The organism is Bacillus sp. KH172YL63, from assembly GCF_011398925.1.
Taxonomy (GTDB): domain Bacteria; phylum Bacillota; class Bacilli; order Bacillales; family Bacillaceae_B; genus Rossellomorea.
This window is the reverse complement of sequence record NZ_AP022842.1, coordinates 564,371-588,913: the sequence shown is the minus strand read 5'-3', so window position 1 is coordinate 588,913 and position 24,543 is coordinate 564,371. Positions and strand designations below refer to the sequence as shown.

General features: G+C 48.0%; 26 protein-coding genes. 7 read left to right on the top strand and 19 right to left on the bottom strand.

Translation table 11 applies throughout. From position 1 onward, the window contains the following. Nucleotides 1–113 precede the first annotated feature (113 nt). Nucleotides 114–1,562: an aldehyde dehydrogenase gene (gene aldA, locus KH172YL63_RS02905; RefSeq protein ID WP_173104700.1), complete on the top strand. Its 1,449-nt coding sequence runs from the start codon at nt 114–116 to the stop codon at nt 1,560–1,562. A gap of 140 nt (nt 1,563–1,702) precedes the next feature. Here aldA and KH172YL63_RS21705 read toward each other — a convergent pair whose 3' ends face one another. Both KH172YL63_RS21705 and KH172YL63_RS02900 read right to left on the bottom strand, forming a co-directional pair. Next, complete coding sequence (locus tag KH172YL63_RS21705) at nt 1,703–1,825, bottom strand: hypothetical protein (RefSeq protein WP_269475188.1); 123 nt, start codon at nt 1,823–1,825, stop codon at nt 1,703–1,705. Continuing rightward, entirely contained in the window at nt 1,819–2,052 is a 234-nt protein-coding gene (locus tag KH172YL63_RS02900) for a hypothetical protein (RefSeq protein ID WP_173104699.1), read from the bottom strand. Before KH172YL63_RS02900 ends, KH172YL63_RS21705 begins: the two co-directional genes overlap by 7 nt. Nucleotides 2,053–2,205: 153 nt before the next feature. On the opposite strand from KH172YL63_RS02900, the gene KH172YL63_RS02895 reads away from it, so the two are divergent. Beyond that, the gene (locus KH172YL63_RS02895; RefSeq protein ID WP_173104698.1) at nt 2,206–2,640 is read left to right on the top strand and encodes an RDD family protein; all 435 of its coding nucleotides are present in this window, start codon (nt 2,206–2,208) and stop codon (nt 2,638–2,640) included. 26 nt (nt 2,641–2,666) lie between these two features. Here the strand turns inward: KH172YL63_RS02895 and KH172YL63_RS02890 are convergent, their stop codons facing one another. Continuing rightward, nucleotides 2,667–3,083, bottom strand: a complete 417-nt coding sequence (locus tag KH172YL63_RS02890; protein ID WP_173104697.1) for a GNAT family N-acetyltransferase — start codon at nt 3,081–3,083, stop codon at nt 2,667–2,669. Nucleotides 3,084–3,185: 102 nt separating this feature from the next. Between KH172YL63_RS02890 and KH172YL63_RS02885 the strand changes: the two genes are divergently transcribed. After that, nucleotides 3,186–3,986, top strand: a complete 801-nt coding sequence (locus KH172YL63_RS02885) for a VLRF1 family aeRF1-type release factor (RefSeq protein WP_173104696.1) — start codon at nt 3,186–3,188, stop codon at nt 3,984–3,986. Nucleotides 3,987–4,178: 192 nt separating this feature from the next. Then, nucleotides 4,179–4,466, top strand: coding sequence for a hypothetical protein (locus KH172YL63_RS02880; RefSeq protein WP_173104695.1), 288 nt, complete (start codon nt 4,179–4,181; stop codon nt 4,464–4,466). Nucleotides 4,467–4,637: 171 nt separating this feature from the next. Here KH172YL63_RS02880 and KH172YL63_RS21700 read toward each other — a convergent pair whose 3' ends face one another. The 3 genes from KH172YL63_RS21700 to KH172YL63_RS02870 all read right to left on the bottom strand — a co-directional run bounded on the left by KH172YL63_RS21700 (nt 4,638) and on the right by KH172YL63_RS02870 (nt 7,923). Then, complete coding sequence (locus KH172YL63_RS21700; protein ID WP_269475187.1) at nt 4,638–4,763, bottom strand: hypothetical protein; 126 nt, start codon at nt 4,761–4,763, stop codon at nt 4,638–4,640. A 106-nt stretch (nt 4,764–4,869) separates the two neighbouring features. Then, on the bottom strand, nt 4,870–6,825 hold the full coding sequence (locus KH172YL63_RS02875) for a phospholipase D-like domain-containing protein (protein WP_173104694.1): 1,956 nt from the start codon (nt 6,823–6,825) through the stop codon (nt 4,870–4,872). Nucleotides 6,826–7,113: 288 nt separating this feature from the next. Then, entirely contained in the window at nt 7,114–7,923 is an 810-nt protein-coding gene (locus KH172YL63_RS02870; RefSeq protein ID WP_173104693.1) for an RDD family protein, read from the bottom strand. A 102-nt stretch (nt 7,924–8,025) separates the two neighbouring features. Between KH172YL63_RS02870 and KH172YL63_RS02865 the strand changes: the two genes are divergently transcribed. Beyond that, nucleotides 8,026–8,922: a stage II sporulation protein M gene (locus KH172YL63_RS02865; protein ID WP_173104692.1), complete on the top strand. Its 897-nt coding sequence runs from the start codon at nt 8,026–8,028 to the stop codon at nt 8,920–8,922. Here KH172YL63_RS02865 and KH172YL63_RS02860 read toward each other — a convergent pair. From KH172YL63_RS02860 to KH172YL63_RS02810, 11 genes are all read right to left on the bottom strand, one after another. Next, nucleotides 8,917–10,275: a DUF58 domain-containing protein gene (locus KH172YL63_RS02860; protein ID WP_232066106.1), complete on the bottom strand. Its 1,359-nt coding sequence runs from the start codon at nt 10,273–10,275 to the stop codon at nt 8,917–8,919. The two genes, KH172YL63_RS02865 and KH172YL63_RS02860, sit on opposite strands and share 6 nt — an antisense overlap. After that, complete coding sequence (locus tag KH172YL63_RS02855) at nt 10,226–11,155, bottom strand: AAA family ATPase (protein WP_173104691.1); 930 nt, start codon at nt 11,153–11,155, stop codon at nt 10,226–10,228. Before KH172YL63_RS02855 ends, KH172YL63_RS02860 begins: the two co-directional genes overlap by 50 nt. Next, nucleotides 11,152–12,282, bottom strand: a complete 1,131-nt coding sequence (locus tag KH172YL63_RS02850) for a DUF4350 domain-containing protein (protein ID WP_232066105.1) — start codon at nt 12,280–12,282, stop codon at nt 11,152–11,154. The genes KH172YL63_RS02855 and KH172YL63_RS02850 overlap by 4 nt, the downstream gene beginning before the upstream one ends. Next, a complete protein-coding gene (locus tag KH172YL63_RS02845) occupies nt 12,279–12,947 on the bottom strand; it encodes a DUF4129 domain-containing protein (RefSeq protein WP_173104690.1) in 669 nt (222 codons plus the stop codon). Before KH172YL63_RS02845 ends, KH172YL63_RS02850 begins: the two co-directional genes overlap by 4 nt. Nucleotides 12,948–12,999: 52 nt before the next feature. Further along, nucleotides 13,000–13,929: a hypothetical protein gene (locus KH172YL63_RS02840; protein WP_173104689.1), complete on the bottom strand. Its 930-nt coding sequence runs from the start codon at nt 13,927–13,929 to the stop codon at nt 13,000–13,002. Nucleotides 13,930–14,145: 216 nt separating this feature from the next. Beyond that, entirely contained in the window at nt 14,146–14,778 is a 633-nt protein-coding gene (locus tag KH172YL63_RS02835) for a response regulator transcription factor (RefSeq protein WP_173104688.1), read from the bottom strand. Further along, nucleotides 14,771–15,820 (bottom strand): sensor histidine kinase, encoded by a 1,050-nt coding sequence (locus tag KH172YL63_RS02830; RefSeq protein WP_173104687.1) that lies wholly within the window; start codon nt 15,818–15,820, stop codon nt 14,771–14,773. Before KH172YL63_RS02830 ends, KH172YL63_RS02835 begins: the two co-directional genes overlap by 8 nt. After that, complete coding sequence (liaF, locus tag KH172YL63_RS02825) at nt 15,817–16,548, bottom strand: cell wall-active antibiotics response protein LiaF (RefSeq protein WP_173104686.1); 732 nt, start codon at nt 16,546–16,548, stop codon at nt 15,817–15,819. The genes KH172YL63_RS02830 and liaF overlap by 4 nt, the downstream gene beginning before the upstream one ends. Nucleotides 16,549–17,010: 462 nt before the next feature. Then, the gene (locus tag KH172YL63_RS02820) at nt 17,011–17,664 is read right to left on the bottom strand and encodes a PspA/IM30 family protein (RefSeq protein ID WP_173104685.1); all 654 of its coding nucleotides are present in this window, start codon (nt 17,662–17,664) and stop codon (nt 17,011–17,013) included. Between the two features lie 47 nt (nt 17,665–17,711). After that, nucleotides 17,712–18,059 (bottom strand): lmo0954 family membrane protein, encoded by a 348-nt coding sequence (locus KH172YL63_RS02815; RefSeq protein WP_173104684.1) that lies wholly within the window; start codon nt 18,057–18,059, stop codon nt 17,712–17,714. Between the two features lie 183 nt (nt 18,060–18,242). Beyond that, on the bottom strand, nt 18,243–20,030 hold the full coding sequence (locus tag KH172YL63_RS02810) for a M3 family oligoendopeptidase (RefSeq protein ID WP_173104683.1): 1,788 nt from the start codon (nt 20,028–20,030) through the stop codon (nt 18,243–18,245). A 183-nt stretch (nt 20,031–20,213) separates the two neighbouring features. Here KH172YL63_RS02810 and KH172YL63_RS02805 point away from each other — a divergent pair, with 183 nt between their 5' ends. Continuing rightward, complete coding sequence (locus tag KH172YL63_RS02805) at nt 20,214–20,942, top strand: TspO/MBR family protein (protein WP_173104682.1); 729 nt, start codon at nt 20,214–20,216, stop codon at nt 20,940–20,942. Between the two features lie 97 nt (nt 20,943–21,039). Further along, nucleotides 21,040–21,168 carry a hypothetical protein gene (locus tag KH172YL63_RS21695; protein WP_269475186.1) on the top strand — a complete coding sequence of 43 codons (129 nt, stop codon included), beginning with the start codon at nt 21,040–21,042 and terminating at the stop codon, nt 21,166–21,168. Nucleotides 21,169–21,182: 14 nt separating this feature from the next. On the opposite strand, the gene KH172YL63_RS02800 is transcribed toward KH172YL63_RS21695, so the two are convergent. After that, nucleotides 21,183–23,060 (bottom strand): cation:proton antiporter, encoded by a 1,878-nt coding sequence (locus tag KH172YL63_RS02800; RefSeq protein ID WP_173104681.1) that lies wholly within the window; start codon nt 23,058–23,060, stop codon nt 21,183–21,185. 129 nt (nt 23,061–23,189) lie between these two features. Continuing rightward, nucleotides 23,190–24,506 carry an oligosaccharide flippase family protein gene (locus KH172YL63_RS02795; RefSeq protein ID WP_173104680.1) on the bottom strand — a complete coding sequence of 439 codons (1,317 nt, stop codon included), beginning with the start codon at nt 24,504–24,506 and terminating at the stop codon, nt 23,190–23,192. Nucleotides 24,507–24,543: the final 37 nt, after the last annotated feature.

Genomic DNA, 24,543 nt, shown 5'->3' with positions numbered 1-24,543 from the left:
CCGTCCCTTTATCTTTGTCCCTTCGTCTGCACATCCTCAGGTTTACTTCTCCCCCTTCTGCGGGAAGAGTAGATGATAGATGAAGAAACAGATTTATAGAGGAGGAGTCATTTGTGCAGAAGTATCAGTTGTATATTAATGGAGAGTTTGTAAACAGTACGTCGAACGAAACGTGGGATGTGATCAATCCTGCGAATGAGGAGACAATTTCGTCCATTCAGCTGGGGACGGAAGAGGATGTCAATCATGCAGTCGATGCAGCTCATACGGCCTTCCTTTCCTGGAGCAAAGTGCCTTCAAAGGAACGTGCCTCTTATTTATACCGTATCGCAGACAAGTTGGAAGAACGCCGGGATCAGTTTGTACACATGCTGACGGAAGAAAACGGGAAGACCCTCGATGCCTCAGAGGGAGAGGTCGACCTTGCCATTGAGTATTTCCGCTATATGGCCGGCTGGGCACTCCGCTATGAAGGGGAAATCCTTGAAAGCGAACGCTCCAACGAAAACATCCTGGTATATAAAAAACCGATCGGTGTCGTTTCGGGAATCGTCCCGTGGAACTTCCCGATGTTCATCCTTGCAAGAAAGGTTGCCCCTGCACTTGTGACCGGCTGTACGATTGTGCTGAAACCGAGTCAGTACACCCCGAATACAGCATGTGAATTCGCCAAGATCGTAGACGAAGTCGATCTTCCTAAAGGCGTGTTCAATCTCGTGACTGGTAAAGGATCTGATATCGGCAATCCGATGTCAAGCCATCCGAAAGTCCGCATGGTGTCGATGACAGGAAGTTACCCTGCAGGTTCAAAGGTGATGGAGGCAGCGTCCAAATCAATTACAAAAGTAAATCTGGAGCTTGGAGGAAAAGCACCGGCGATCGTCACAAAGCATGCCAATATTGATCTTGCCGTTGAAAAGATCAAAACGTCCCGGATCACCAACTCCGGACAGGCGTGTACAAATGCAGAGCGGGTATATGTCCACGAAGATGTAGCCGAAGAATTCATTGAAAAAATGACGGAAGCGATGAGAAATACAGCAGTCGGCGATCCAACGAACCGTGACAATGAGATCGGCCCACTTGTGAACAAAAACCGCTTGGATACCATGACAGAAATGGTGAACGCAGCAGTAGAAAATGGAGCCAAGATCCTGACAGGCGGCAAGCCGCTCAATGTGGAAAAAGGATTTTACTTTGAGCCTACCGTACTTGTGGACGTAAAACAGGATATGGACATCATCCAGGAGGAAATCTTTGGACCGGTCCTCCCGATCATGACGTACAAGGATTTTGACGAAGTGATTCAACTTGCAAACGATACGGAATACGGGCTTTCTTCGTCGATCTTCAGTGACAATCTACATGAAGTCATGAGAGCGGCAAACGAGCTCAGATACGGGGAAACATTCGTCAACCGTGAAAACTTCGAAGCGATCAATGGCTTCCATGCCGGCCGTGGCCAATCAGGAATCGGCGGAGCAGATGGGAAGCACGGCCTGAATGAATACCTCGAAACCCACGTTGTATATCTTGAGTACGATGAAGACTATAAAGGATAATTCAATAAACGGACCCGCCTTGAAGATAAAGGCGGGTCCGTTTTTCTTCTCAATGCCATCCTTTAAAAACAAAAAGCTGGCTGTGTCCCTATAACGGATCACAGCCAGCTTACACCATCATACTATTCATGTTTAAACCCTCAAGCCAAGATAAAGAAATTTGCCAACGCGATTAAAGACAGGATGATGGCGACCCCGGAACTCATCCACAGAATATCGTTAAAATCCATTTTCAGCTCTGCAAGTTTGTCTTTGTTTAGCAACGTGCTTCACTCCCTTGAAAATTTTCGATGAAACCGATGACCTTAAACAGGGACAGGTCCATTTGAGGATCGGTTGACGTTGAGCAATTGGAACATTCTATTTCGTTCACGTTCATCGTTGAACGGAATTCATTCGCACACTGTGTACATTCTAAAATATGTAGATCCTTTGTCTTCCCTTTCCGATCAAATTGAATCCGTTCTTTACCCTGATTAATATAGCCCATCAATTTCTCTCCCGTCGAAAGTTATTTAGTTCATATTTACCCGATGGTACAGCCATAAAACATGATTTAACAGATTTCTTCAGGTTTTTATCATTCCACAGCACACTCTATGCTACAATTTTCATATCACGTGTTGGAAAGGAGGAAAATGCAATGATCATTCAACCGGCTGGCTTTTGGATCAGACTGGGCGCAGGGATTGCCAATGGCCTTTTCATCAATCTTCCCCTCCTCATCCTGGTCGGTATCATCACCGATGATTTCGATCCCGACAATTCGATCGTCTCTCTGATCTTGTTCCTATATTTATTGCTCACCCCGGTCTTCTGGAAGGGTTACGATGTAGGGAAAAAGACGATGGGCATCCGGATCGTAAAGAAAGACGGAAGTAACGTACATATTGGCAACATGCTGATGAGGAATGCAGTAGCAGGATTATTTTATATTATTACATTAGGATTCGGCGTCCTACTGAGTATCATGTTCGTCGTATTTCGTGAAGACAAGCGGGCCATTCACGATCTGATGGCGGGAACCTACGTCACGAAAGTGTCCCCTGCAGAAATGTCGAGTAAACTCGACGCATAAAAAACAACCAGCCATCCGGCTGGTTGTCACAATCGTTTCTCCATGAAATGACGGCTCCGTCCCTTTGGGAAATCTTCCAGTAAACCGAACTCCCGGTAGCCCATTTTTTTGTAAAATTCCGGCGCCTGAAAGCTTAATGTATCGAGCATCACGAGATAGCAGCCCTTTTCCCTGGCATGCTCTTCAATTTGTTGAAGAAGTTTTGACCCATATCCCCCGTTCCTGTGCTCCTCCGATACCCAAAGAAAATCGATGTGCAGGTGATGCCAAAACATTTCCCCTACGACCCCACCAACGATTTCTCCCCCGTCATTCCTCATAACGAAACTCACTTTTTCCAGAGGTGTCTTGCTGCTGTCATCAATCTGGCTCATATTGTATTCTACTAATTTTTTTCGTATGTAATCACTGTCTTCCTGGATCCATTGCTTCTCTATTTTCATTAGAATCTCCCCTTCCTTCATTCTACCTTTTTTTCAAAAAAATGTTTAACGACACTTTCAACCGTTTATATGAAGAATAAGATTTCTATAAGGAGGAATTCCATGTCTTTCAAAAAAACACTGAGCGTCTTGGAGAATTTGTACTTACAGAAACCTGATAAATTATTGACCGTTTACCTGAACACAGACCGGAGCGACCCCGATCAGCAGGGCGGGGAATGGAAGATCGCCCTGAAAAACGGCTTCAACCGCCTCGAAGAATACCTTGAAAGCACACCGGAAGAAAAAGAAAGGCTTCAAGCCATCCGTCCCAAAGTGGAAAACTACGTGCACAGCCTGGAACGAGAACTGCCAAGAAGCTTCATCATCTTCGCTTCAGCAGACAGCGGTATCTGGGAAACTTTCGAACTGCAGGTTCCGGTTGAAACGAACTTTTACTGGGAAGAGAACCCTCACCTGGATCAACTGAAATCATTGCATGAGGAGTATCCATATACAGGACTTGTGCTGCTTCAGCAAAATCAGATCAAAATCCTTACTTCAGCATTTGGAGAGATCCAATCCAGCGAGTTCATGGAGTTCGATTTGGAAACAGACGACTGGCGAAAGCATGAAGGTCCACACCATTCCGATGCGAGCATGGGGAGCGGCGGCGGAAAAGCCAATCAGCAGGAAGAATTCGAAAGCCGCCTGAAAGCCAATCAGCAACGCTGGTGGAAAAGCCTCGGCAGCATCCTCGACAAAAAGGCCGCCGATGAAAAATGGGAGCGCATCGTCCTAGTCGGTGATAAGGAGGAAGCCGCTGTCCTCGAGGAGAATATGAACAAAGAAGTCCATGAAACAATCGGTAAAAACCTATTAAATGAAAATGAGCATAAAGTTGTGGAGAAGCTGCTCGCTTAAAGATTTTAGGAGAGGCCACCGTCTTTTGGACGGTGGTTTTTGTTTTTTTGAATTTGATAAGTATCAGGCTGTTTGTCGGATATATCACCCATCCCACAAGCTGGATAAATCGGACGTGAATCCGATATTTCCCCTTCAACCAGGCACATCCTTCCCTTCCGTTCATACACTGAAGTTAGGAGGTGTGTGTCCGTGCTATCACGAATCAAATGGTTATCATTTTCAATTGAATTATTTCTTGCCGTCCCAATCTTCGGCAATATCGCTGGGGAAGCGATCCCGTTTCTCCTCTGCTTAATCGCCCTGTGGCATGCAAGCGTCCTTTATATCTCCAAATCGGAAGATCAGCCGATCCTCGGAAGCATCCTAGGCATCCTCGCTTCCTTCTTAAATTTCTTCCCGATCATCCGATTGATCGCCCATGCGGTCACCGCCATTGTCCTGATCTTCGAAATTCAAAAGGCCCCCGGGATGGAGTGACGGGTAAGAAAGATGATCCTTGTTATGAGGGTCATCTTTTTTGTGCTGGTTGGGTGGTTCAGGGGGCAGGTTTTTAAAGATGCACTCTATAAAGGTGAATCATGTTTTGGCGTGAAATGGGCCGTTCGCCGATAAAATCTGGATTTCGCCGTTATATCCGAAATATCGCCGTTATAATGAAAATTTCGCCGTTATATCTCGGATTTCGCCGTTAAATTCAATATTTCGCCGATAACCGCTTCTTCCCTGCCTTTCTAAACGTCTCCACGCCACCCCAAGACCCAGATTCTTCTCCATCACATCATCCTCCTACGAAAATCCTCCTTTACAACGTGAAAATTACCACTCCTCCCACCAAAAAAAGGAAGATTCCCCTAAACAGGAATCTCCCCAAGTCTCAAACCTATTGCACCGCTCCGCCGGCGTTCACGTATCGTGCGTTGAACTCTTGGAGGAATTGGTTGGTGATGGCTGCATCATGGATGATGAGCATGTTTTCGTCGTTTACGTTATTGCCGTTTTCGCTCCAGTTTGTTGAGCCGACGATGACGGTCGGGTCGCTGTCGGTGTCAGCGTCGATGAGCATCGTTTTGGCGTGGAGCTTGCGGGTTTCGTTGGCCGCATAGACTGGTGCCGGGTTTGCCCAGCGTGTGTTTGGATTGTTTGTACTTGTCTGGGAAGCGGTTCTGCCGGTCATTTCAATGCTTGCAGACCACCATTGGTTCCAGAAGCTCGGATCGAACAGTCCTTTTACATCAAAGCCTGTGAGCGTCCCTTGATTATCTGTATAGCTGCCTTCCCACTTGTTCTTCAGTTCATCTACCAGTGCCTGGTCACTCCAGGCGAATATGGTGAAGTATGCATTTTCGTCGGCTTCGTTTTTTACAAGTTCGGTCATGCGGCCGACAGCGTCGTCACCGGATGAGAAGTAGATTTCTACCGTATCTCCGCCAATTGTAAGGGAATGAGGCGTGTTATCGATTTTCCGGGTGCTGAAGTTGGAAACTTTGTTATCAGGGGTTGTTGTCCCGCTTCCCCACATTTCATCGAATTCGGTTTTGTAAATGGCCGCAAGCTCCGGGGAATGCACTTCCACAACATGTTGTTGATTGCCATCCAGGATGCCCTGGTTCATATTTTCTTCAGACCCGTACAGTCCTGTGATGGTGTAGTTCCAGCTCCCTGTGAAGACCCATTTTCCGTCAACGACGGCGAATTTATTGTGCATCTGATTGCCAGGAGAGTAATAGCTGTCTGCAGCTTTCCATTCTCCTTCAACAAACATATAGCCGGTTGTTGCCGTGCTTCCGACCGTGACGCTGCGCTGGGGGAAGTCTGTGAAGTCTGCCGGAAGATTGTAGTCTGAGCGTTTCGCTGCGTCTTCGACGACAAACATCGGTGAATCGGACAGGATATGGGCATCATCGGCTGTACCGACTGTCCCGTCCTGGCCCCGGACGAGTTTTTCCAGGTACAATCGCATTGTTTCATAGCGTTCTGCATAATGAGGGTCTGTGCCGTCCTTCGCATCAGCGAGGATCCGGACGTCCACTCCCTGCGCCGCTTTGTTCATGAGCGCATCGATGATCCGCGGCAGGTTGATTTCATAGGTGGCCAGGTCAATGGAAGTCGTCGCTTCATTCAGCCTTTTCAGCAGGCGATCTTCAAGATTGACGTTGTAATTTGCTTCGTTCCCAGGCATCGCATATTGTGTAGACGCACTTTTATTGAAATATACGTTGATCGCACCGGGCTCCTCGCTTACATTGGTGAGGGATTCAGTGCCGGTTGCAGGTGCCCCGCCGCCATTTGCCGCTTTAGGGGTGCCGAACCCGCCTTCATAGGAAGCGGTTGCCGTGCTCCAATTCGTTGATACCGTCCCGCTGACAGAGGAATCGACCCGTGCCATCGCCGCCTTTGTCGAGTTGTCCCCTGCATACCAGCTGTCCACTTCATCCACAACCGTACCGGCAGCATCTTTTAAATACAGGATTTCGTTTGAATTGCCTAGGCTCCCAGTATAAATCTGATCGGCTGTGACCGTTGAGATAGTGCTGTCACTCGTTCTTTCCAACAGAAAATAGTCATTTGCCGGAATCGATCCAGTAAGGTTTATGCTTGGTGATCCGTCCTGCGCTTCAAGGACCCACCCATCCAGCGTGACGGGGGATGAAGTGGGGTTATGTAATTCGATCCATTCATCGTTATAAGACCCTGTCGTGCCCATCCATGCCACTTCGCTGATGACGGCCGACTGTGTTGCTGCTTCCGCCTCCATCCCTTCCTGTGGCTGGACGAGCCCGCCCGTCAGTAGAAATAGACTGCTGATGACCGCTAATGATATTCTTTTTGTCCTCATACCCTTTCCCCTTTCAAAACGATATAAAAATGATTACAGTACAAGTATATTTTGTCGCATTTTGTAATGTAATGGGAGAAAAGGCGCTATTTTTCTTAACATTTCGTAAATTTTGCATAACAAATGTAAACCGTTCGAACGATTTACCCAGTATTCTTACTGAATTTACTATTATTCAAACCGTAAACACTGATAGCGGAGCGCTCGTTCATTCAGGCCTTAAGACCTATACCCAACAGGGAAGCGAATCCAATAAAAAAAGCAAAGCCACATACGGACTTTGCTTACCTACAATTCAATTTCCCATTCTTCCCTCAATGCCATGTAGAGGAGGAGCAGTGTATCTTCAAATTCTTCGTAGGTTTTTCCTTCCATCGGCAATTCGAGTTTCGGGAACAGGATTGCGGCGAGTTTTTTGGTAAGGGCATTCCGTTCTGCCAGGGGCAGCTGCCTGAAACGGTTCGCGTACGTTTTGACGAGATTCCATTCCTTCGTGCCGAGCTGCTTGATGGCCCACTCGTCCACCGGTAGACTTTGTTGGGAAAGTCCCCGGTTGCGGATTTCTTTTTCGATGCCCTTTTCTTTCCTCTTCCCTTTCACCCTGCGCTCATGCACGACAAGGGTGCCTGCCACAATATCCCCAAGCCGCTTATGCTTGGAATGGAGGAAGATCATCATGATCCCAATGAAATAAGCGATCGGCAGCATATCGATGATTCTCAGGAGATTCCGGATGAAGCAGGACAGGAGCGTAACACTGTGACCATTCTCTTGCATGACCCGGATGCCAAGCAGTCTTTTTCCCACTGTCTTTCCTGCCCAGAAGTATTCGAGTGCGAAGAAGTATCCCCAGTTCACGACAAATAAGAGGATGATGACAAGTGACCACAGCGTAGAGTCCACGCTGAACATCGGAATACCGAATGGTGCTACGCTCCCCCAGGTGATATAAATGGTGAGCAGCACAACCAGTGTATTGAACACACCCAGTATCAGTTGATCAATCATCAGGGCTGTGGCCCTGCTCCCTAATCCGGCCGGTTGAAATTGAAGGGACACAAATTCGGGGGTTCTGATATCTACTTGTTCTTCGTGCAAAATATCCCCTCCTTATGGATGATTTTACCTATAACAGTTTCTATTTTTTTCTAAAATTACTATAATAAAAGATAAGAAATAAAACGACAAGTAGGTGTCAAAATGAACGTGAAGCAATTTGTCAAACAGCACCGGGGTGATTGGAAGGCGCTTGAGGACCTCCTCGGTCAGCTTCGGAAAAAGAAGAACATGACAAGCGCATCCATCGATCAGTTCAACTCCCTCTATCAGAAAGCTGCACAGAATCTATCTTACAGCCAGACGTATTTTCCGGGAGAAGAGGTGACCGATTATTTAAACGGCCTCGTCTCGAAGTCTCATAATCTATTATATAAAGATCAAATGTCGAGCGGTAAGCAGATCGGTCACTTTTTTTCCACCGCGTTTATCGGGCTGCTCCTTGATCAGTGGAAATTCATCGTCATCGCAGCGGTCTTATTTACAATCGGTGCCTGCGGGGCGTTTCTTTCCGTCATGAATGACCCTGTTCATGTGTATTCAATCCTGCCAGCCGAAATGGCCCAGGGAGTGGATCCGGGAAATCTTGGCAGCAGTGACGGGGAAGTGGACTCCTCGCTTATGTCGGCTTCGATCATGACCAATAATATCAAAGTGTCCTTCCTGGCGTTTGCCGGCGGTGTGACGTTCGGGTTATTGACGCTTTATCTTCTCGTATACAACGGCATCATTGTCGGGGCACTCGCCGCCGTCTTCTGGCATCACGGGATGAGCTATGAGTTCTGGGCTTATATCGAGCTTACTGCGATCTTCATCGCTGGGGGTGCAGGGCGCTTTCAATTGAAAGAACAGGCAAAGCGATCAGTCCAGCTTCTCCTCGGTACGATTCCATTGTTCGTCATTGCCGGCATCATCGAAGGCTTCATTACGCCTGCCGCCATCTCCCTTCCGGCCAAATATGCGGTTGCTTTTCTGACCGTCATCGGCTTGATCGCTTATATGGTGATCGGCAAGATGCGGATGAGCCGTGGGAGGCTATAATAGCCCCCGGTTCATCATATCGATATAGTATGATACGGCCGTCGCGGCCAATTTCTCTTCACGGGTCTCCACCATCAGGAGGCCTTGTTTTTCCCATTTGGCTTTTTCCCTCTTTTTCACAAGCATCTGCTTCTGTGCCATGCTCTTCATCATCGCATGCCGGATATCGACAGGCTCTGTTTTGATCCGGCGCATGATCATTTCGTCTTCAATCCCGATCATCATGAACATATGCTGTCTTCTTAAGCGCTGTAAATAATAGAGGGCACTGTTCTCATGGAGAAAATTGTGGATATCACTGAATAACAAGAGCAGACTTCTTTTCTTTTGCACCGTCTGGACGTAATGAAGAACCGACGCATAATTGGATTCTGCTCCGTCCACCTCCAGATTGTAGATGCGCTGAAGAATCGTCTGCAAGTGGGCCATTCCTTTTGCAGGCGGGATGTACACATGCACGCCTTTGCTAAAAGCAAGCACCGATACATAGTCCCCGTTTTGAAGGGCTGCGGCCGCAACGGTCAGGGCCGCCTCGATGGATTTCTCCAGCCGGTTCCCTTCCTTCAGCTCGGCTCCCATCATCCTGCCGCAGTCGATCAGGATCGTCATATATTTTCCATGCTCAGGCTCGTACTCATTGGTCATCACTTCCCTGAGCTTGGCTGTCTGACGCCAGTTGATCTTACGGGGATCGTCTCCGAGGACGTAATTCCTGATCTTGGCGAATTCTCCGGTCCCGCTCTGCTGCTTTCTTATCTTCGTGCCTTCATACAGGAGGTACCTCTGGGCATCCTCCAATACTTTTTTCGTTTCGGTCAAATCTGGTATGACTTTCACTTGATCGTGATGCTTCACCGTCTTTTGTTTCTCCCATAATCCAAAAGAACTCCGATAACGGAGATAAATCTTTTCCAGATGATAGTCACCCCTTACCGGCGCAACTGCATCATACGTAAGCGTCCCCTTACTTTCTCCAGAGAGGTTCCCCTGTAATGGAAATGGGGTTTGAAAGCTTTGCGGCGTACCGTCTATGATACGAAATGACATGTCACGGCGGGATACATTTTTCATATTCAATTGAATTGGATATGAGAGGCCCCTTTCCATCTGTTCAGGGATTCCCCGTTTTACGTCCACCTCTTTTTTAGTAGGGGAGAAAGCCAGGTCTATGAGACTCACCGCGATGAAGAGGCCGTTCAGCATAAAGATCATCGTCCATGACAATCCAACCAGTGATGCAACAAGCATCACAAGGGTAAAAAGAAGAAAGGACAACAGCAGTCTCTTTGTCGGCAGGATGCCTTTATCTTGGAACAGTAATCGACCCGATAAGCTCCTGGATGACTTGGTCAATGGTCATTCCCTCCAATTCTACATGCGGGGATAACTGGATGCGGTGCCTCAGCGCCGGTTTTGCCACGAGCTTGATATCGTCCGGTGTGACATAATCCCGCCCGGACAGATAGGCCCATGCCCTTCCCGCCTTCCCGATCGAGATCGCCGCCCTTGTACTTGCCCCGAAGCGGATCGACTCGGTTTCACGGGTTTTCCTGACAATCTGCATGATATAATCCAGGACCGCATCGCTGAGGGTGACGTCTTCAATTTCCTTCCTGATTGTTAAAAAGGTTTCCATATCGAGGACCGCTCCGATTTCACTCGTTTCGATACGAGACTCGATTACCTGCTTCAGTACATTTTTCTCTTCTTTAAACGATGGAAAATCGATATTCAGTTTAAACAGGAACCGGTCCTGCTGTGCTTCCGGGAGTGGGTACGTCCCCTCGAATTCGATCGGATTCTGGGTTGCCACCACAAAGAAGACCTCTTCAAGCGGGTACGTCTCCCCTTGGATTGTGACCTGTTTTTCTTCCATGGCCTCTAACAGCGCAGCCTGGGTCTTCGCCGGCGTCCGGTTGATTTCGTCGGCCAACAGCACATTGGTGAAGATCGGCCCCTTGATCGTTTGGAAGCTGCTGTCCTTCAGATTGTAAATTGTGCTGCCGGTAATATCGCTCGGCAGCAGGTCCGGGGTGAACTGAATCCGGTTAAAGCTGCCACCAAGCAGCCGGGACAGTGTCTTCACCATCTGGGTCTTCCCCGTTCCCGGGACACCCTCGATCAGCACATGTCCCCCTGCAAGAATGGAAGATAATAAGAGTTTAAGATTCATTCCCTGTCCAACGATGCGTTCTTCATACTTCTCCATTAAGGATGTGATTTCTGGTTTCAACGATCCTCCACCTCTTTCCTGAATCTATCAATCTTCTTTGACCACCATATATATTCCTGCTTGTTGATCCGTTCTTTCCCAAGTACGCTCTTTATCCCTGAGAGGAATGATCGGAGTTCCTTCTCGGACACACCGTTCATGCGCCGACCGAGAGGCTCCTTCAGTTCGGTCCAGTCTTTTCCTGTCGGGATCCCCCAGCGTTCCTGAAACAGCACCCTGACATAGTCAGACTGGATCTCAAGCGACGCCTTGTATTGCTTCCCTTTTACATACCATGCAGACAGCGCCTGGATCCGTTCATCACTGAAACGCACCATCTCTTCACGTGGGACGAGAATGCCCCCGAACCGCTTTCCTCTCATCCAAAGCCCGAGCAAGGCAGCAATCGCCAATTGAAGGAGAAGGAGCAATAGCCACTGGGGATACAGTGAGACAAAGGTTTCCCTGCTTTCTCCCCCGTGGAGATATTCATCGATGAGGATAATCCCCTTCTCCACGCCTCCTTTTTCTAACAGAAGAAGAACCAAGGGAAGGTGGTCCTTCTCAAGGAGATTCTCATTGGTCACCCATTGGGGCGCGGTGGAAACGATCAATTGACCCTTTCCAATAGGAGACGAGTAGGCAATCGCACCTTCGATATCTTTCAACAGGACTGTGTCCCCTTCACCCGTTTCTAACCTGAAATCGGGGAGAATGGCTGTCTCGTATGTATGACCGTCACGATCATGGAGCACTGCAGGAGATCCCTCTGCCTCTACTCTGCTTGTTTTTACATCGAACATGCCTTTTGGATTCTCTTTCAAAAGAAGGACGGTATTCCCCTGCTTCATAAAATCCTTATACTCGTTCAAGTCTTTCTGTCCCGGCATGGAAAAAGGCTCTATGATGACGAGCAGCTGCCCGGATCCTTTTTTGGGAAGCCGGTCAGGTGAGAGCGTCCATCGCCGCACCGAATCCCCTTCGTTTTCCAAATAGGTGTAGAGTGCTTTTACACCTGAAGGAGAGGGAGAATCAGACACATAGGCAGGATACTCCTTCAGCTTGTCGGGCGAAAGGAACATTCCGGCCACGATGAAAAGACCGATCAGTCCCACCAGCGGTATCCACGTTTTGATCGTCGCCTTCAATGTTCCCCTCCCCTTTCTATGACACGATTGAATGCCGGATCATTCCCGGCATCCACCCAGCGGAGGACTTCCTCTTTACAGTGGAGATACTCAGTCGCCTCCACTTCACGTTCCCCATATGCCACTTCATCGAATAAAAGGGCAAGCTCATAAAAGCGATCAGCCCACCCTTGGTTCACTTTCCTTAGCTCATCATAATATTCCCAGTTCGTTTTCCATGCCTTTGCTTCAAGATACGACTGTTCATGGAAATACAGGAGAAGTGCCAGGAAAATGTGGCGGGTCGCCTTTGAGTAATCCCCGAGTGATTCCTGCTTCAATGCTTCCTCCAGATGCCTTGAATAGGACCAATTCATTTCATTCAAGGATTGAAGGGGCTTATTGGACCGGAACTTTCTCCTTCTTGCCCCGTTGCGGATTGCAGCGAAAGTGAAGACGAGGAGGACAGCCACCGCGATCACAATCAATATGATCAGGATGCTTGATGAAGCAGCGCCTGTCGGCTCGAAAGCAGGATTGATCTTTCCGAGCAGTCCCTCTATCCATTCCTTTGCTTTTTCCCACAGGCTTGTCATCAAGTCGTCATTTCTTTCCCGATAAGCTCTGTACTCTTTTCCATTCAGGATGTCCTCGATGTGATCCCTTGCTTTGTTTTCATCCAACACATTTTTCACCCGGCTTTCAAATTCAGACGTCTAGAACTCCCTTATGGTTCTCCTATTGAATCGTATGATAATCATCGATCATTTCGTTCAGATCATCCGCATCATGCCTTGTTTTCAAATCAAAGAACATGACGGCGAAACCGACAGCGAACAGCATTGAAGTGAACAGGCTGATGATATTGACGATCATATTGTACAGCACGCTCTGTCCGAGCAATAAGCCGAATGTGAATTCAAATGCAAGGCTGATCACGGCAAATATCAAACTGAATACGATATACAATCCGATCAGCGTCCAAGCCCGTTTCGACGTTAAATTCCAGCTTCTCCCGAGTCCAGGTGCATCCTCCTCGATGGCAGCCGCTCCGAGATAGAAGCTCCAGCGCGTTAACAGGTAACCAATACCCACCGCAAAAACCAGGAACACTAAGATGATCGTGACGATCGTCCCGACACCAAAATCAAAAGCCAACGCACTGAAGGCTCCTCCCATGAAGATGGCGATCATTGGTACAACAATCAGTCCAAACATAATCACTCCGAACAGCAGACTGCTTCCGATGAGCGGCCAGAAGCGGGAAAATGCCTCTTTGAGCACAAGCTTCACCGAGTACTCTTCATTTTTCCGCATATGGTTCAGAGCAAAAAGAATCGCCGCCTGCGTAATAGGCGTCAGGATCATGGTGATCAGTCCAATTAGACCTGTACCAAGCTCAGCCCCCAGATTCACAGACTGCCCATCTTCGGCATCAAGCTCGCCTGTAAAGCTGCTCATCACTCCTTCAAGCCACGTTTCACCGCCACCGATGCTCCTGAAAAAGCTGACGCCGGCTGCGAGCTCAATGAGTGCCTGCAATAAGTAAACAGGTCCCAATAAAATCAAAAATACGAGGAAAAAATCTTTAAAATGGTTCTTGCTTAAACGAAAAGTATGATCCAGTATCTCACCGAACCCTTTAGGCTTGCTGAATTGTGCGTTCACGGATGTATCCCCCTCACGGTAATTTTTCAAATTTTGACAATATATCGCTTATTTTAACATTATTCCTACCCTTTTTGATGAAATATTTGTCATTTCTTCAATCTTGTTTGCCGCTCCCCTCCATCCATATATATTGTTCGATTGAAAGCTCATGTCTTTCTTTTCTATACGAAGAAAGGACCCGAAAAGTTTTAACTTTTCGAGTCCTTTCGATGATCATTCAGCCAAATGATGTTTAAACGCATATATCACAGCCTGCGTCCGGTCTTGTACGGCGAGCTTGGAAAGGATATTGCTCACGTGTGTCTTCACTGTCTTAAGGGCGATGAACAATTCATCGGCGATTTCCTGATTTGTTTTCCCCTGCGTCATGAGGAGAAGGATTTCGAGTTCACGGTTCGTGAGTTCTTCATGGGGATGGGAAACGGTTTTCTGCCTCATACGGGTCATCATCTTCCCCGTCACTTCCGGTTCAAGGATCGATTGGCCACTATGCGTCTTCCGGACGGCTTCTGCGATCTCACTCGCTTTCGACGTTTTCAGCATATAGCTGACGGCGCCTGCTTCAAGGGCCGGATATACTTTATCGTCATCGAGGAAGCTCGTGACGATGATGATCTTGGCGTCCGGCCATTGTCCGATGATTTCCTTCGTCGCCTGGATGCCATCCATTTCTTTCATGACGAGATCCATCAGGATGATATCCGGTCGGAGGTCAAGGGCAAGCTGCACGCCTTCTTTTCCGTCTGATGCCTCCCCAATCACATCGATATCAGCCTGGGCAGACAAATACGATGATACCCCAATCCGGACCATTTCATGATCGTCCACAAATACCACTTTAATCATTGCTTTCACCTTCCTCCTCTGTAACAGGAACCTTCACTTCCAAGCTTGTTCCCTTATTCGGTACGCTGATGATCTTGAACGTCCCGCCTATTTCAATCGCACGCTCCCTCATATTTTGAAGACCATAGGAGCTTGTCACCTTCGATTCATTCACATCAAAGCCCTCTCCATCATCCACCACCCGCAATATGATGATGGATTCCCTTTTAATCAATCGGATATCCAGGGAGGATGCCTTGGCATGGCGGAGGGTGTTGGAAACCGATTCCTGCAAGATCCGGAAGAGATGGTCTTCGATCCCTTTATCAAGGGTCATCTCTTCGATTTTCCATTCAATATCCAGAGGGACCTTCTGAGCAAGTTCAATCAACAGCTCCTTCATCCCTTCCTGAAGGTTCTTGCCCTTCAGCGCCACAGGGCGGAGGTGGAGAAGGAGTGCCCTCATCTCAAGCTGGGATTGGTGGATCATCCGCTCGACCATCCCCAGCTGTTTCTCTTCATGAGGGGTCCTGCCGGGCTGACCGGTTTCTGTGATCGCAGACATCAGCATCGACGCGGCAAACAGTTGTTGACTGACCGAATCGTGCAGCTCCCTGGCAAACCGGTTTCTTTCCTGGGACACGATTTCCTGAATCCTTTTTTCCTGCTCTTCTGCCTTTTCATTCGCAAGCTTTCGTGAATATCTTGCCTGCTCTGCAAGATGCTTCCCCAGTGCATCGACCTTTTTCCACACCTGTTTCACTTCAGGCGTCGCCGTTTCCGGAATGGAGATGCTTTTTCCTTGTTCGATGTACAACAGTGCATCCTCAAGCTCCCTCAGCTGCCGCTTATCCTTCAAGCCCGTTCCAACCCCGAAAATGATACCGATGAAGATGCTGACAACGAGGATGAAGCCTGCCCCCGGCAAGTCCATGATCTCCACTTCCCACAGCAGTGACCAGTCCTGCAAAGGATATAAATAAAAGAATGAAAGGGAAAAAAACACGACCATCACAAGGGAAAAGGCGATGCCTGCAAGCACCTGCTTACTGACTGTAGTCATATTCTCTTCACCTCTAAATCCCCGACCCACATGGAGGTGACGATCTTCACCCGTTGAACGGCCGAATCATAACCAGGCGTCTGATAATAGAGCGACTGATTGATGGCTTTCGGCTCCACTTCATCAAAAATTTCGATCGAACCGGCGAGAACCGAGTGATGAATGCTCACTTCCACATCGTAAGGGATGAGGATCTCTATATTCCCAAGGATGTTCCGGATCGACACGACCGACGTCCCCTTTGGCAGCACCGTATTCCCGACATCAATGATCGAATCCCCGATCAATCCCTGTATATTGATATCATTCCATTCATACACATCATCCGGCGTACGTTTCTGACCAAACCATTCATTTTGCAGGGCGGCCCGCTTCAACACAAGCGGTTCATGGCTTTGTGTAAACGTTTCTTTGATTGTTGGGGTGATGTATTTAGGATGCTTCTTTGAATCGGCAAATCGGACGATGATCACAAGCAGGATGCCGAACAGAAGGAACTTAAACGCCACCGTGTTGAAAATATTGATCGCAAGGCTGATGATCCCGAACCACAGCAGGATTTTCCCCGACGTCCTCGGCAGCTTCTTGCGCCCGATATAAATGCAGAAGGCGGCAATCGAAAGAAAGACAAGAACCCCCCCGTCATAAAAGGACACTTCCAACAGGATTAAGAGCGTACCGATTAATATGATCCAGCTGATTCCGTCAGAACGTAAACGATTAAACATAAGGGGCTCCTCCTTTCTTGTTATGTAGGTGTTTGGTTTGTGGGTGGAGAGTTGGGTGGTGTGGTATGGGTGTGTGGCTGGGTGAGTGCCTGCCCGCCCGCTGTCCGCCGAGATTTTTCGACAAAGTGCTCATATTTCTTGATTGAGGATCATATTTTAAAAATCCGGCTCATATATGAAAATTCGAGCTCATATTTTTGAAATCACGCTCATATATTTATATTTCGGCTCATATATCGGCCCATGGATGAATCACACAACGGTTTTTACATATATATTTTGAAAAATATTGGCTCTTCACTCCAAAATGACGAACTTTCACGTTCATTTCGTCCAAGACCAGGTATTTTGGCGCAAAATCCCGTCCTATTCAAAAATTCAAAAAGGGTAAAAGGGGGTGAACCCTCCACGAGTTCCCCCTGTTTTTTTATTCAAGTATGCACTACCCTAGAATACCATGTTTCATGAAGGAATGGCTTCTGTTTCCTCATTTTTCACGTCTTTTTCCAGTTTCGCGATCTTCGCGTCAATTGTGTTCCGGTAATAGGAGGAGTTGACTCCGTGCTCCAGCTGATCTAAATAGGTTTCGATCTCACCGAACTTGGAGAACGACTGGTTGTCATATCCTGAAGAGGACTCAAGGACAGCGTTCATTTTGTGGTGGGCACGTGCGATGTTTTCCCTGCCCATCAGTTCCATGCGCTTGATGTACATGTCCTTCAGCTTGTGTTTCATCTCCCCGTATTTTCTTTCAAGTTCTTCGAGCTCTTTACCCGCTTGAAGCATCGATTCCCGAATCCGTACCGAACGTTCTTCGTAGTATGTTTGTTCCTGACGGGCAAATTCGTACAAGCCTTCTTCATTGGCCTTTGAGGCGACCTCCGCCTGGTATTTGCGCTTCTCGGCAAGGACCGAAGCCTCCTGGTGCTCTTTCTGGAATTCTTTCTTCAGGAGGTATTGTCTTTCCACAAGCTTGCGTACTTTCTCGACTTCCTGTTCGCACTGTCTTAAATAGTGGTTCAGGACTCCGATCGGATTTTTCTTTTCCTTTTTGTCCAGCGCTTCGTGCAGGTCGGACATGACCGTATTTTTCATACGTTGAAATAAGTTTAGCATAATGATATCTCTCCTTTTTTTATTGATCGGCGCGGCTTTTCACCGGCTTAGTTTTTCAACTGAGACCATTCTCTTTCAAAATTGGTGAATGGATCGGACGAGCTCTCGTCCACCACGCCGGCCTCTTCTTTTTTCCAGTTCTGATACACCACATACAGCACATACAGAGCGACAAGACCGATGATCGCCGGGAAGTTTGACACCGTTGCACTGATTGCAATCAGTCCGACCAAAGCCCATAGAATTTTCTTACCGGTAGAGTCTGTTTTGATAAACCCTTTAAAGCTGTAATACATAACCACAAGGGAGATGGCGAGACCGATGATCGGTCCTACATTCGCAAGCAGCACAATCGCTGCGATTCCTCCTGCCAGTAGCAATCCAAATTTCTTCATTGGGTGTTGCCTCCTTTCTTCTTCATGTCTTTATCCTACCTACTTTCCCGGTTTCCCATAACGAGCCGGAGCTTTATTTTCGTATCAGACTTGAGGCTTAGGGAAGCTAGGACAATGTCGTGCAATCGCCCAAAAAAGAAGAGGTCCGTCCCTCAAATCCGGGGACAGACCTCTATCTCTTCGTTATTTTGTCAGTTCAAGGAATTCGTCGACGTCTGCGATGCAGAGCTTGATGCCTTTTTCCCAGAAGGCTTCTTTGGTGATGTCTTCGCCGAGATGTTTCATGGCAAGCTCTTCCACGTTCATGACGGCCGTGTCACGGAGGAGCGCCATGTATTTCTCTTCGTAGTTCTCGTTTGCTTCGAGGGCCTTTGCATAAATGCTCAGGGAGAACAGGTAGCCGAATGTGTACGGGAAGTTATAGAACGGCACACCTGTAATATAGAAATGAAGTTTTGATGCCCAGAAGCGGGGATGCACTTCACCCAGTGAATCGGCGAACGCTTCCTGCTGGGCTTTCACCATCAGTTCATTGAGCTTCTCGACAGAGACAATTCCCTTCGCCCGTTCTTCATAAAAACGGGTCTCGAATAAGAAGCGGGCATGGATATTCATGAAGAAAGCGACGCTCCGCTGCAGTTTATCTTCAACAAGGGCAATCTTCTCTTCCTTCGTTCCTGCTTCTTTCACGGCTGCATCGGCCACGATCATTTCGGCAAAAGTCGAAGCCGTTTCCGCCACGTTCATCGCGTAATTCCGATTCAAGGTGTGCATCGGTTTCAGCGCGTATGAGTGGAATGCATGGCCCAGTTCATGGGCAAGTGTCGATACATTCGACATCGATCCGGAGTAGGTCATAAAAATCCTTGATTGGTCGCTTAACGGGAAGGATGTGCAGAAGCCTCCCGGACGTTTCCCCGGACGGTCCTCCGCCTCGATCCACTCATCCTGGAATGCTTTTTCGGCAAACTTGGCCATTTCTTCGCCAAAACGGGCAAATTGCTTGAGAATGAAGGCCGCTCCTTCATCATACGACATCGTACCCGTTGACTCTGCGACCGGTGCGTCAAGGTCATACCAGTCAAGCTTGTCCTTTCCGATCAGCTTCGCTTTACGATTTAAATATTTTACGAAAGGCTGCTTGTGTTTGGAAATCGCCCCCCACATTGCATCGAGGGTCTCCTGCTTCATCCTGTTATATTCAAGGGGCTCCTTCATCAGTTCATCCCAGCCCCGCTTTTTATAAACATTCAAACGGAATCCGCCCAGGTGGTTGAGGGTGCGCGCAAACAGGTCCTCTTTCTCCTCCCATGCGCTCTCCAATTTGTCAAAAACCTCTTTCCTCGTCTTTTCGTCAGGGCTTGAAAGCAGATTATTCGCCTGCCCCACTGACAATGTTTTTCCGTCATGGCTGATTTCCATCGCGCCCACGATCGTATCGTACATCTGGCCCCAACCGTGATAGCCGTCGACGGCCAATGCCTGGATCAAGGATTCCTCTGTGCTCGACAGCTTATCTTTTGCTTTCTTTCTCCACTCATTGAGCACAAACGTAATCTCACTGAGCCTTTCGTGCTGAAGCAAGTCATTCCAGACGTCCTCGGTGCAGTCGGAAAGCTGCTGCTGAAACTTGGTGAATGTGGAAGAGAAGTCGGCGCTCAGGCTCGTCACTTCCCCCCGGAGAGAATCAGCTTTGCGGTCATGCATGTTCTGGGCTTCAAGACAGCTGACAAAGGCACCGGCCTGGCGCAAATACAGCATCACTTCTTTCGCTTCCTCAATGAGGTTCCACACCAGGTCCCCGTCCTTCGCCGATTGAGGCGGATGGAAGGCCAAGGCGTTGTCTGCGAAGTCATCTTTCTTTTTCGCTAAAGTATCAAGGTGCTCCCTGAATTCCTCTGAATCACTTCCTCCGCTGAAAAAAACATCTAAATCCCACTTATCTGAATAGGTATGAGTTGTACGGTTCATAATGTCCCCCTAAATTGTTTGTTAAAAATGATCCCTATTTCATTTTAATTCTCGATAAATGCGCCAATTCCTCCATCTTCTTTTCAAACCCCTTCTCACTCAAACTCTCTTCCGATGGTTTTTGCATGAGCAAAAGTGGAATAGTATATAGAAATGACACAAGTTATCAAAGGGGGACATACTATGAGACTCATCCTGAATATTCTCGCCTTCGCAGTGATGATTGTGATGAACACGCTCGCTGTCACGCTGCCGTTGAATGATCAATCCACATCAGAAATCAGTGACAGGCTCGATATCATGATCACACCTGCAGGGTACGTCTTTTCCATCTGGAGCCTGATTTATCTGCTTCTCGCCCTCTGGATAATCCGGCAGTTTCCGAAAGACCGGCGGGAGTTACCGCTGTACCAGGATACGAGTGGACTTTTCGTCTTGAGCAGTATATTGAACGCTTCATGGATCCTTGTATGGCACTATCACTTTTTCCTGATCTCTGTGTTTGTGATGCTCGGTCTTCTCGGTACGTTAATCGCCCTTTATAAGCGGCTCCTGAGTATAGGTCCGTCCCTCCTGGATAGGGCCCCGTTCTCGATCTACCTGGGATGGATTTCTGTTGCGACAATCGTGAACATCACCTATTATTTGACCGATATCGGCTGGGACGGATTCGGTGTGTCGGCATTGGTTTGGGCTTACCTTGGATTGATTGCCGCATCGATCCTCGCCTTTTCTTTCCGCATCGCTTTCCATGATTTCCTCTACCCTCTCGTCATCGTATGGGCATTCATCGGAATCGGGATCAAAAACATGGGGGATCAATCAACCTATGCCTATACCGCCTACGCCCTCGCTTTGATCATCGTCGTCTTCGACCTTGTGTACAAGCGGACCCGCCGTTCGGTGACCTGAAAATGACAAGGTCCGTCCCTCCATGTTTGGGGACGGACCTTCGTGCATAGATCATCACGGGCTGACCTACATTAAGAAGAAAGGGGGTGCGAGGGCGATGAAGGAGAGAAACAACTCGAAATCAGGTACGGATATTGATGAGGTGAAACGCAAGAATAAACAGTCTGGATTGACGTATAATCAAGTGAAGGAAAAGTTAGCTGAGCAATTTCTCCATAAAAAATAAGAAAAAGCGCCGGATCAATCGGCGCTTTCTCTTTTTCTCTTTTCATTTTCACTGTTTTCCCTTTGAACGGTGAGCTTTTCCTGGATCTTGTTCAGCTCTTTGCACGGCTGGGTCAGGCTGACAATTACATCTCCCTGTTCAATCTTCGGTGATGCACTTTCCGTGAAGAATTCGATTCTTCCGGTCGGTTTGAGGGCGAACATCAAGAGTGTATGTTCATCCCTTTCCTGTAAATACTCTTCAAAGGTGTATTTTTCCGTGATATTCGTTTTTCTGAATACGTCTCCACGCTCGATCCGTTTATTCAGTTCCTCCCACGTGACATGGTCCTGGAAGAGGATGCGCCCGCCGATCGTATGGACCATATCCTCCAGATCATCGTCCCGTTTGCTGCGAAGGCTCAGCTGGAACAGATTATTCCTTCCGATTTCAGGGACAAATGTCGTACAGACAAGCGCGTTATAAGAATCGAGCTCTGTCGCTGCGATCATATATTCATACGGTGTCATATCGAGATAATACTCGGTCTGCTCTGACAGTATTTCTCCCCTGTAAAAAGGAATGCCTGCCTTCCGGACTGAAAACAGTCGCTGCCAGGATGAATCGGTTATCAGTACTGGAATCTTCAGGTCTTGAAGGGTCTTTGCAAATTCAGTGCTGAATTTGCTACCCCCGACAATTACCACTCCAGGCTGTTCAGAGATGGCTAAATCGAGCTTTTTAGCGAGCCATTTAATCGAGAAGCCGTGTGCGCATACCGTCGAGAATACAAGGGCGAACGTCAGGGAAGTCAGGATGGAAGCATCCTCGAACCCCTTCTCCAACAACACTGCCGCAAAATAACTTGATACGGTCAATGCGACGATCCCCCTCGGTGCAATCCATCCGACAAGGATTTTTTCCCGGTTGGAGAGGTCCGTCCCTATCGTGGACAGCCAAATTGAGACCGGACGCACGATGAACAGCATGAGCAGGACAAATGCGATGATTTTCCAGTTGAAGATCTCAAGCAGGGTGTCGATCGTCAACGATGCTGTCAGCATGACAAAGATGGTCGAAATGAGCAGCACGGATATGTTTTCTTTAAAATGGCGCATATCGTCAATCGAAGAGATATGCATATTCGCAAGGGTCATCCCCATCGCCGTGACTGCAAGCAGGCCGGTTTCATGGGTGATCTGATCTGAAATCGTGAAGCAGGCGAGGACAAGGGCAAATACGACCGGTGATTTCAAGAATTCAGGAACATGTCCATTTTCAAAAATGAAGCCGGTAAATTTCCCGAGCGCCCAGCCAAATATGACCGCAAACAGGGACGCGGCGAAGAATAAGAGCAGCGAAAGCCCTGTGACGTCATCGCTGATTAAAAAGTTGATGATTTCAAATGCAAATACAGCTATGAGTGCACCAAACGGATCGACGACGATCCCTTCCCATTTGAGGATTGCCGCAGGACGCGGCTTCAGCTTGGCCTGTCTTAAAAGCGGGAGGATGACCGTCGGACCCGTCACGATGAAAAGACCGCCGATGACGAATGCGACCGCCCATGACAGACCGGCCACATAGTGGGCACCGAGCGAGCCCAGGAGCCAGGCAAGAAGGGCACCGAACGTGACGATCCGGAACACCGGTTTCCCAAGTCCCCTCACTTCCCGGAAATCAAGATTGAGGCTCCCTTCAAACAGGATGATGGCAACCGCCATCGATATGATAGGTTTGAATACTTCGCCAAAATCGTCCTTTGGATTGATGAGTCCGAAGAATGGACCTACAAGCAATCCAACGATCGACATGACGACGATGGCCGGCAGCCTGAATCTCCAGGCTGCCCATTGGGAGGCAATCCCCAACACGCCGACTAACATAATATTAAATAGAATAGAATCAATCATGGTCTTCTCCTTTGGAGGTGATGAAATCAGCCATACTACCAGCAAATAGTATGTACAAGTGCTTGTTTCCCATTTGGATAAAAGGTCCGTCCCCCTTATCGCAGATCAGCACATTTGTTTTTATATAGTTTACATTTTAATGGCCGATTTTAACCAAAGTGTCGTTTCCAGTGTCCTGCAGATGGTGACGTAGTGTAAAAGCGTGATCAGGACGGCACCTCCGTTCATCCCTACGATGACCCCTTCCATCCCAAACCTGGATCCCAATATATAGATCAGGGCAAAGGAAAATGTGCTGGACCAGATTGTATGGACGAGGGCATCCTTCACCAATCCCAATCCGATCAGGAAAGCCTGAAGGGGGAACACCAGGAAATGAAATAGAAAATACGGCCAGAGCAATTTTAAGTAATAAGCGGAGGATGCAGAGTGAAAGAACGTCTCTGTTAAGTAATCCCCAAGAATATAGTAAATAAACACGGCAGGTATCCCGTAACCAAAGGTCATCCACATCACTTGTTTAAGATGTTTCAGAATCCCGGCATGATCATTCGCCGAAGCTTTTCCTGAAACGGTCGGAATCAACACCGTCAGCATGGAAAATGCAATGAAGGAAGGAAAGAATCCGATGGTAAGTGCGATCCCTGCGAGCATGCCAAAATGCTCGTTTGCTTCCAGCGCCCCCATTCCAGAATGAACCAACGCCCATTTAATCAGGAAAGGCTGTATGGCATGGGTGATGGCGTGGAAGAGGCGCAGTACTGTCGTCGGCACGGATACCGACAGCACTGACTTTCTCATTTCTGCTGTTGTCAGGTTAGAATGGCTGTCCTTTCTTTTACCCTTAATCTCCAGGATGTAAGCATGAATCAGGTAAACAAATACAACACCTTCACTCGCAACCAGCGTGCCAAGGGCAATGAAGATCGACGCTGCCGTGCTGAAGGATAGAAATTGATAAATGGATATCAAAAGAGCTAATTGAATGCCTTTCCGGAGAAAATTCGCCGCCGCAATCTTCCCCATCTGGTGGATCCCCATAAAATATCCACGGGTGATCGAGGTAAAAGACACAATCGGAATCACGATCAGGACGAGCCATCGTATCCCTGGATGGTACCCTTGAAATAATGGCGTCCACATATAAAGCAGCACCATAAGAAGTAAAAGGCTGCATGTCGTGACCACGGCAAAGCGGAAGGCATAATGAAGCATCCCCCGGTGAAAATGCTCTTCTTTCTCTGCGAAAAACTTCGAAAGGCTGATCGGCAGCTCCATGCTTGATAAAATCACAATAAGAAATACCGTCGGCAAAATCGACATATATGTTCCAAGACCCGCTTCCCCAAGCTCACGGGCCAATATCATATTAATTAAAAACTCCAGGCATTCACCTGCGAACGCCGTCACCACCAGTACCAACGTACCCCTTAAAAATAGACTCATATGCCTGTACCCTGCCTTCAGTGTAGGATGGTCTATT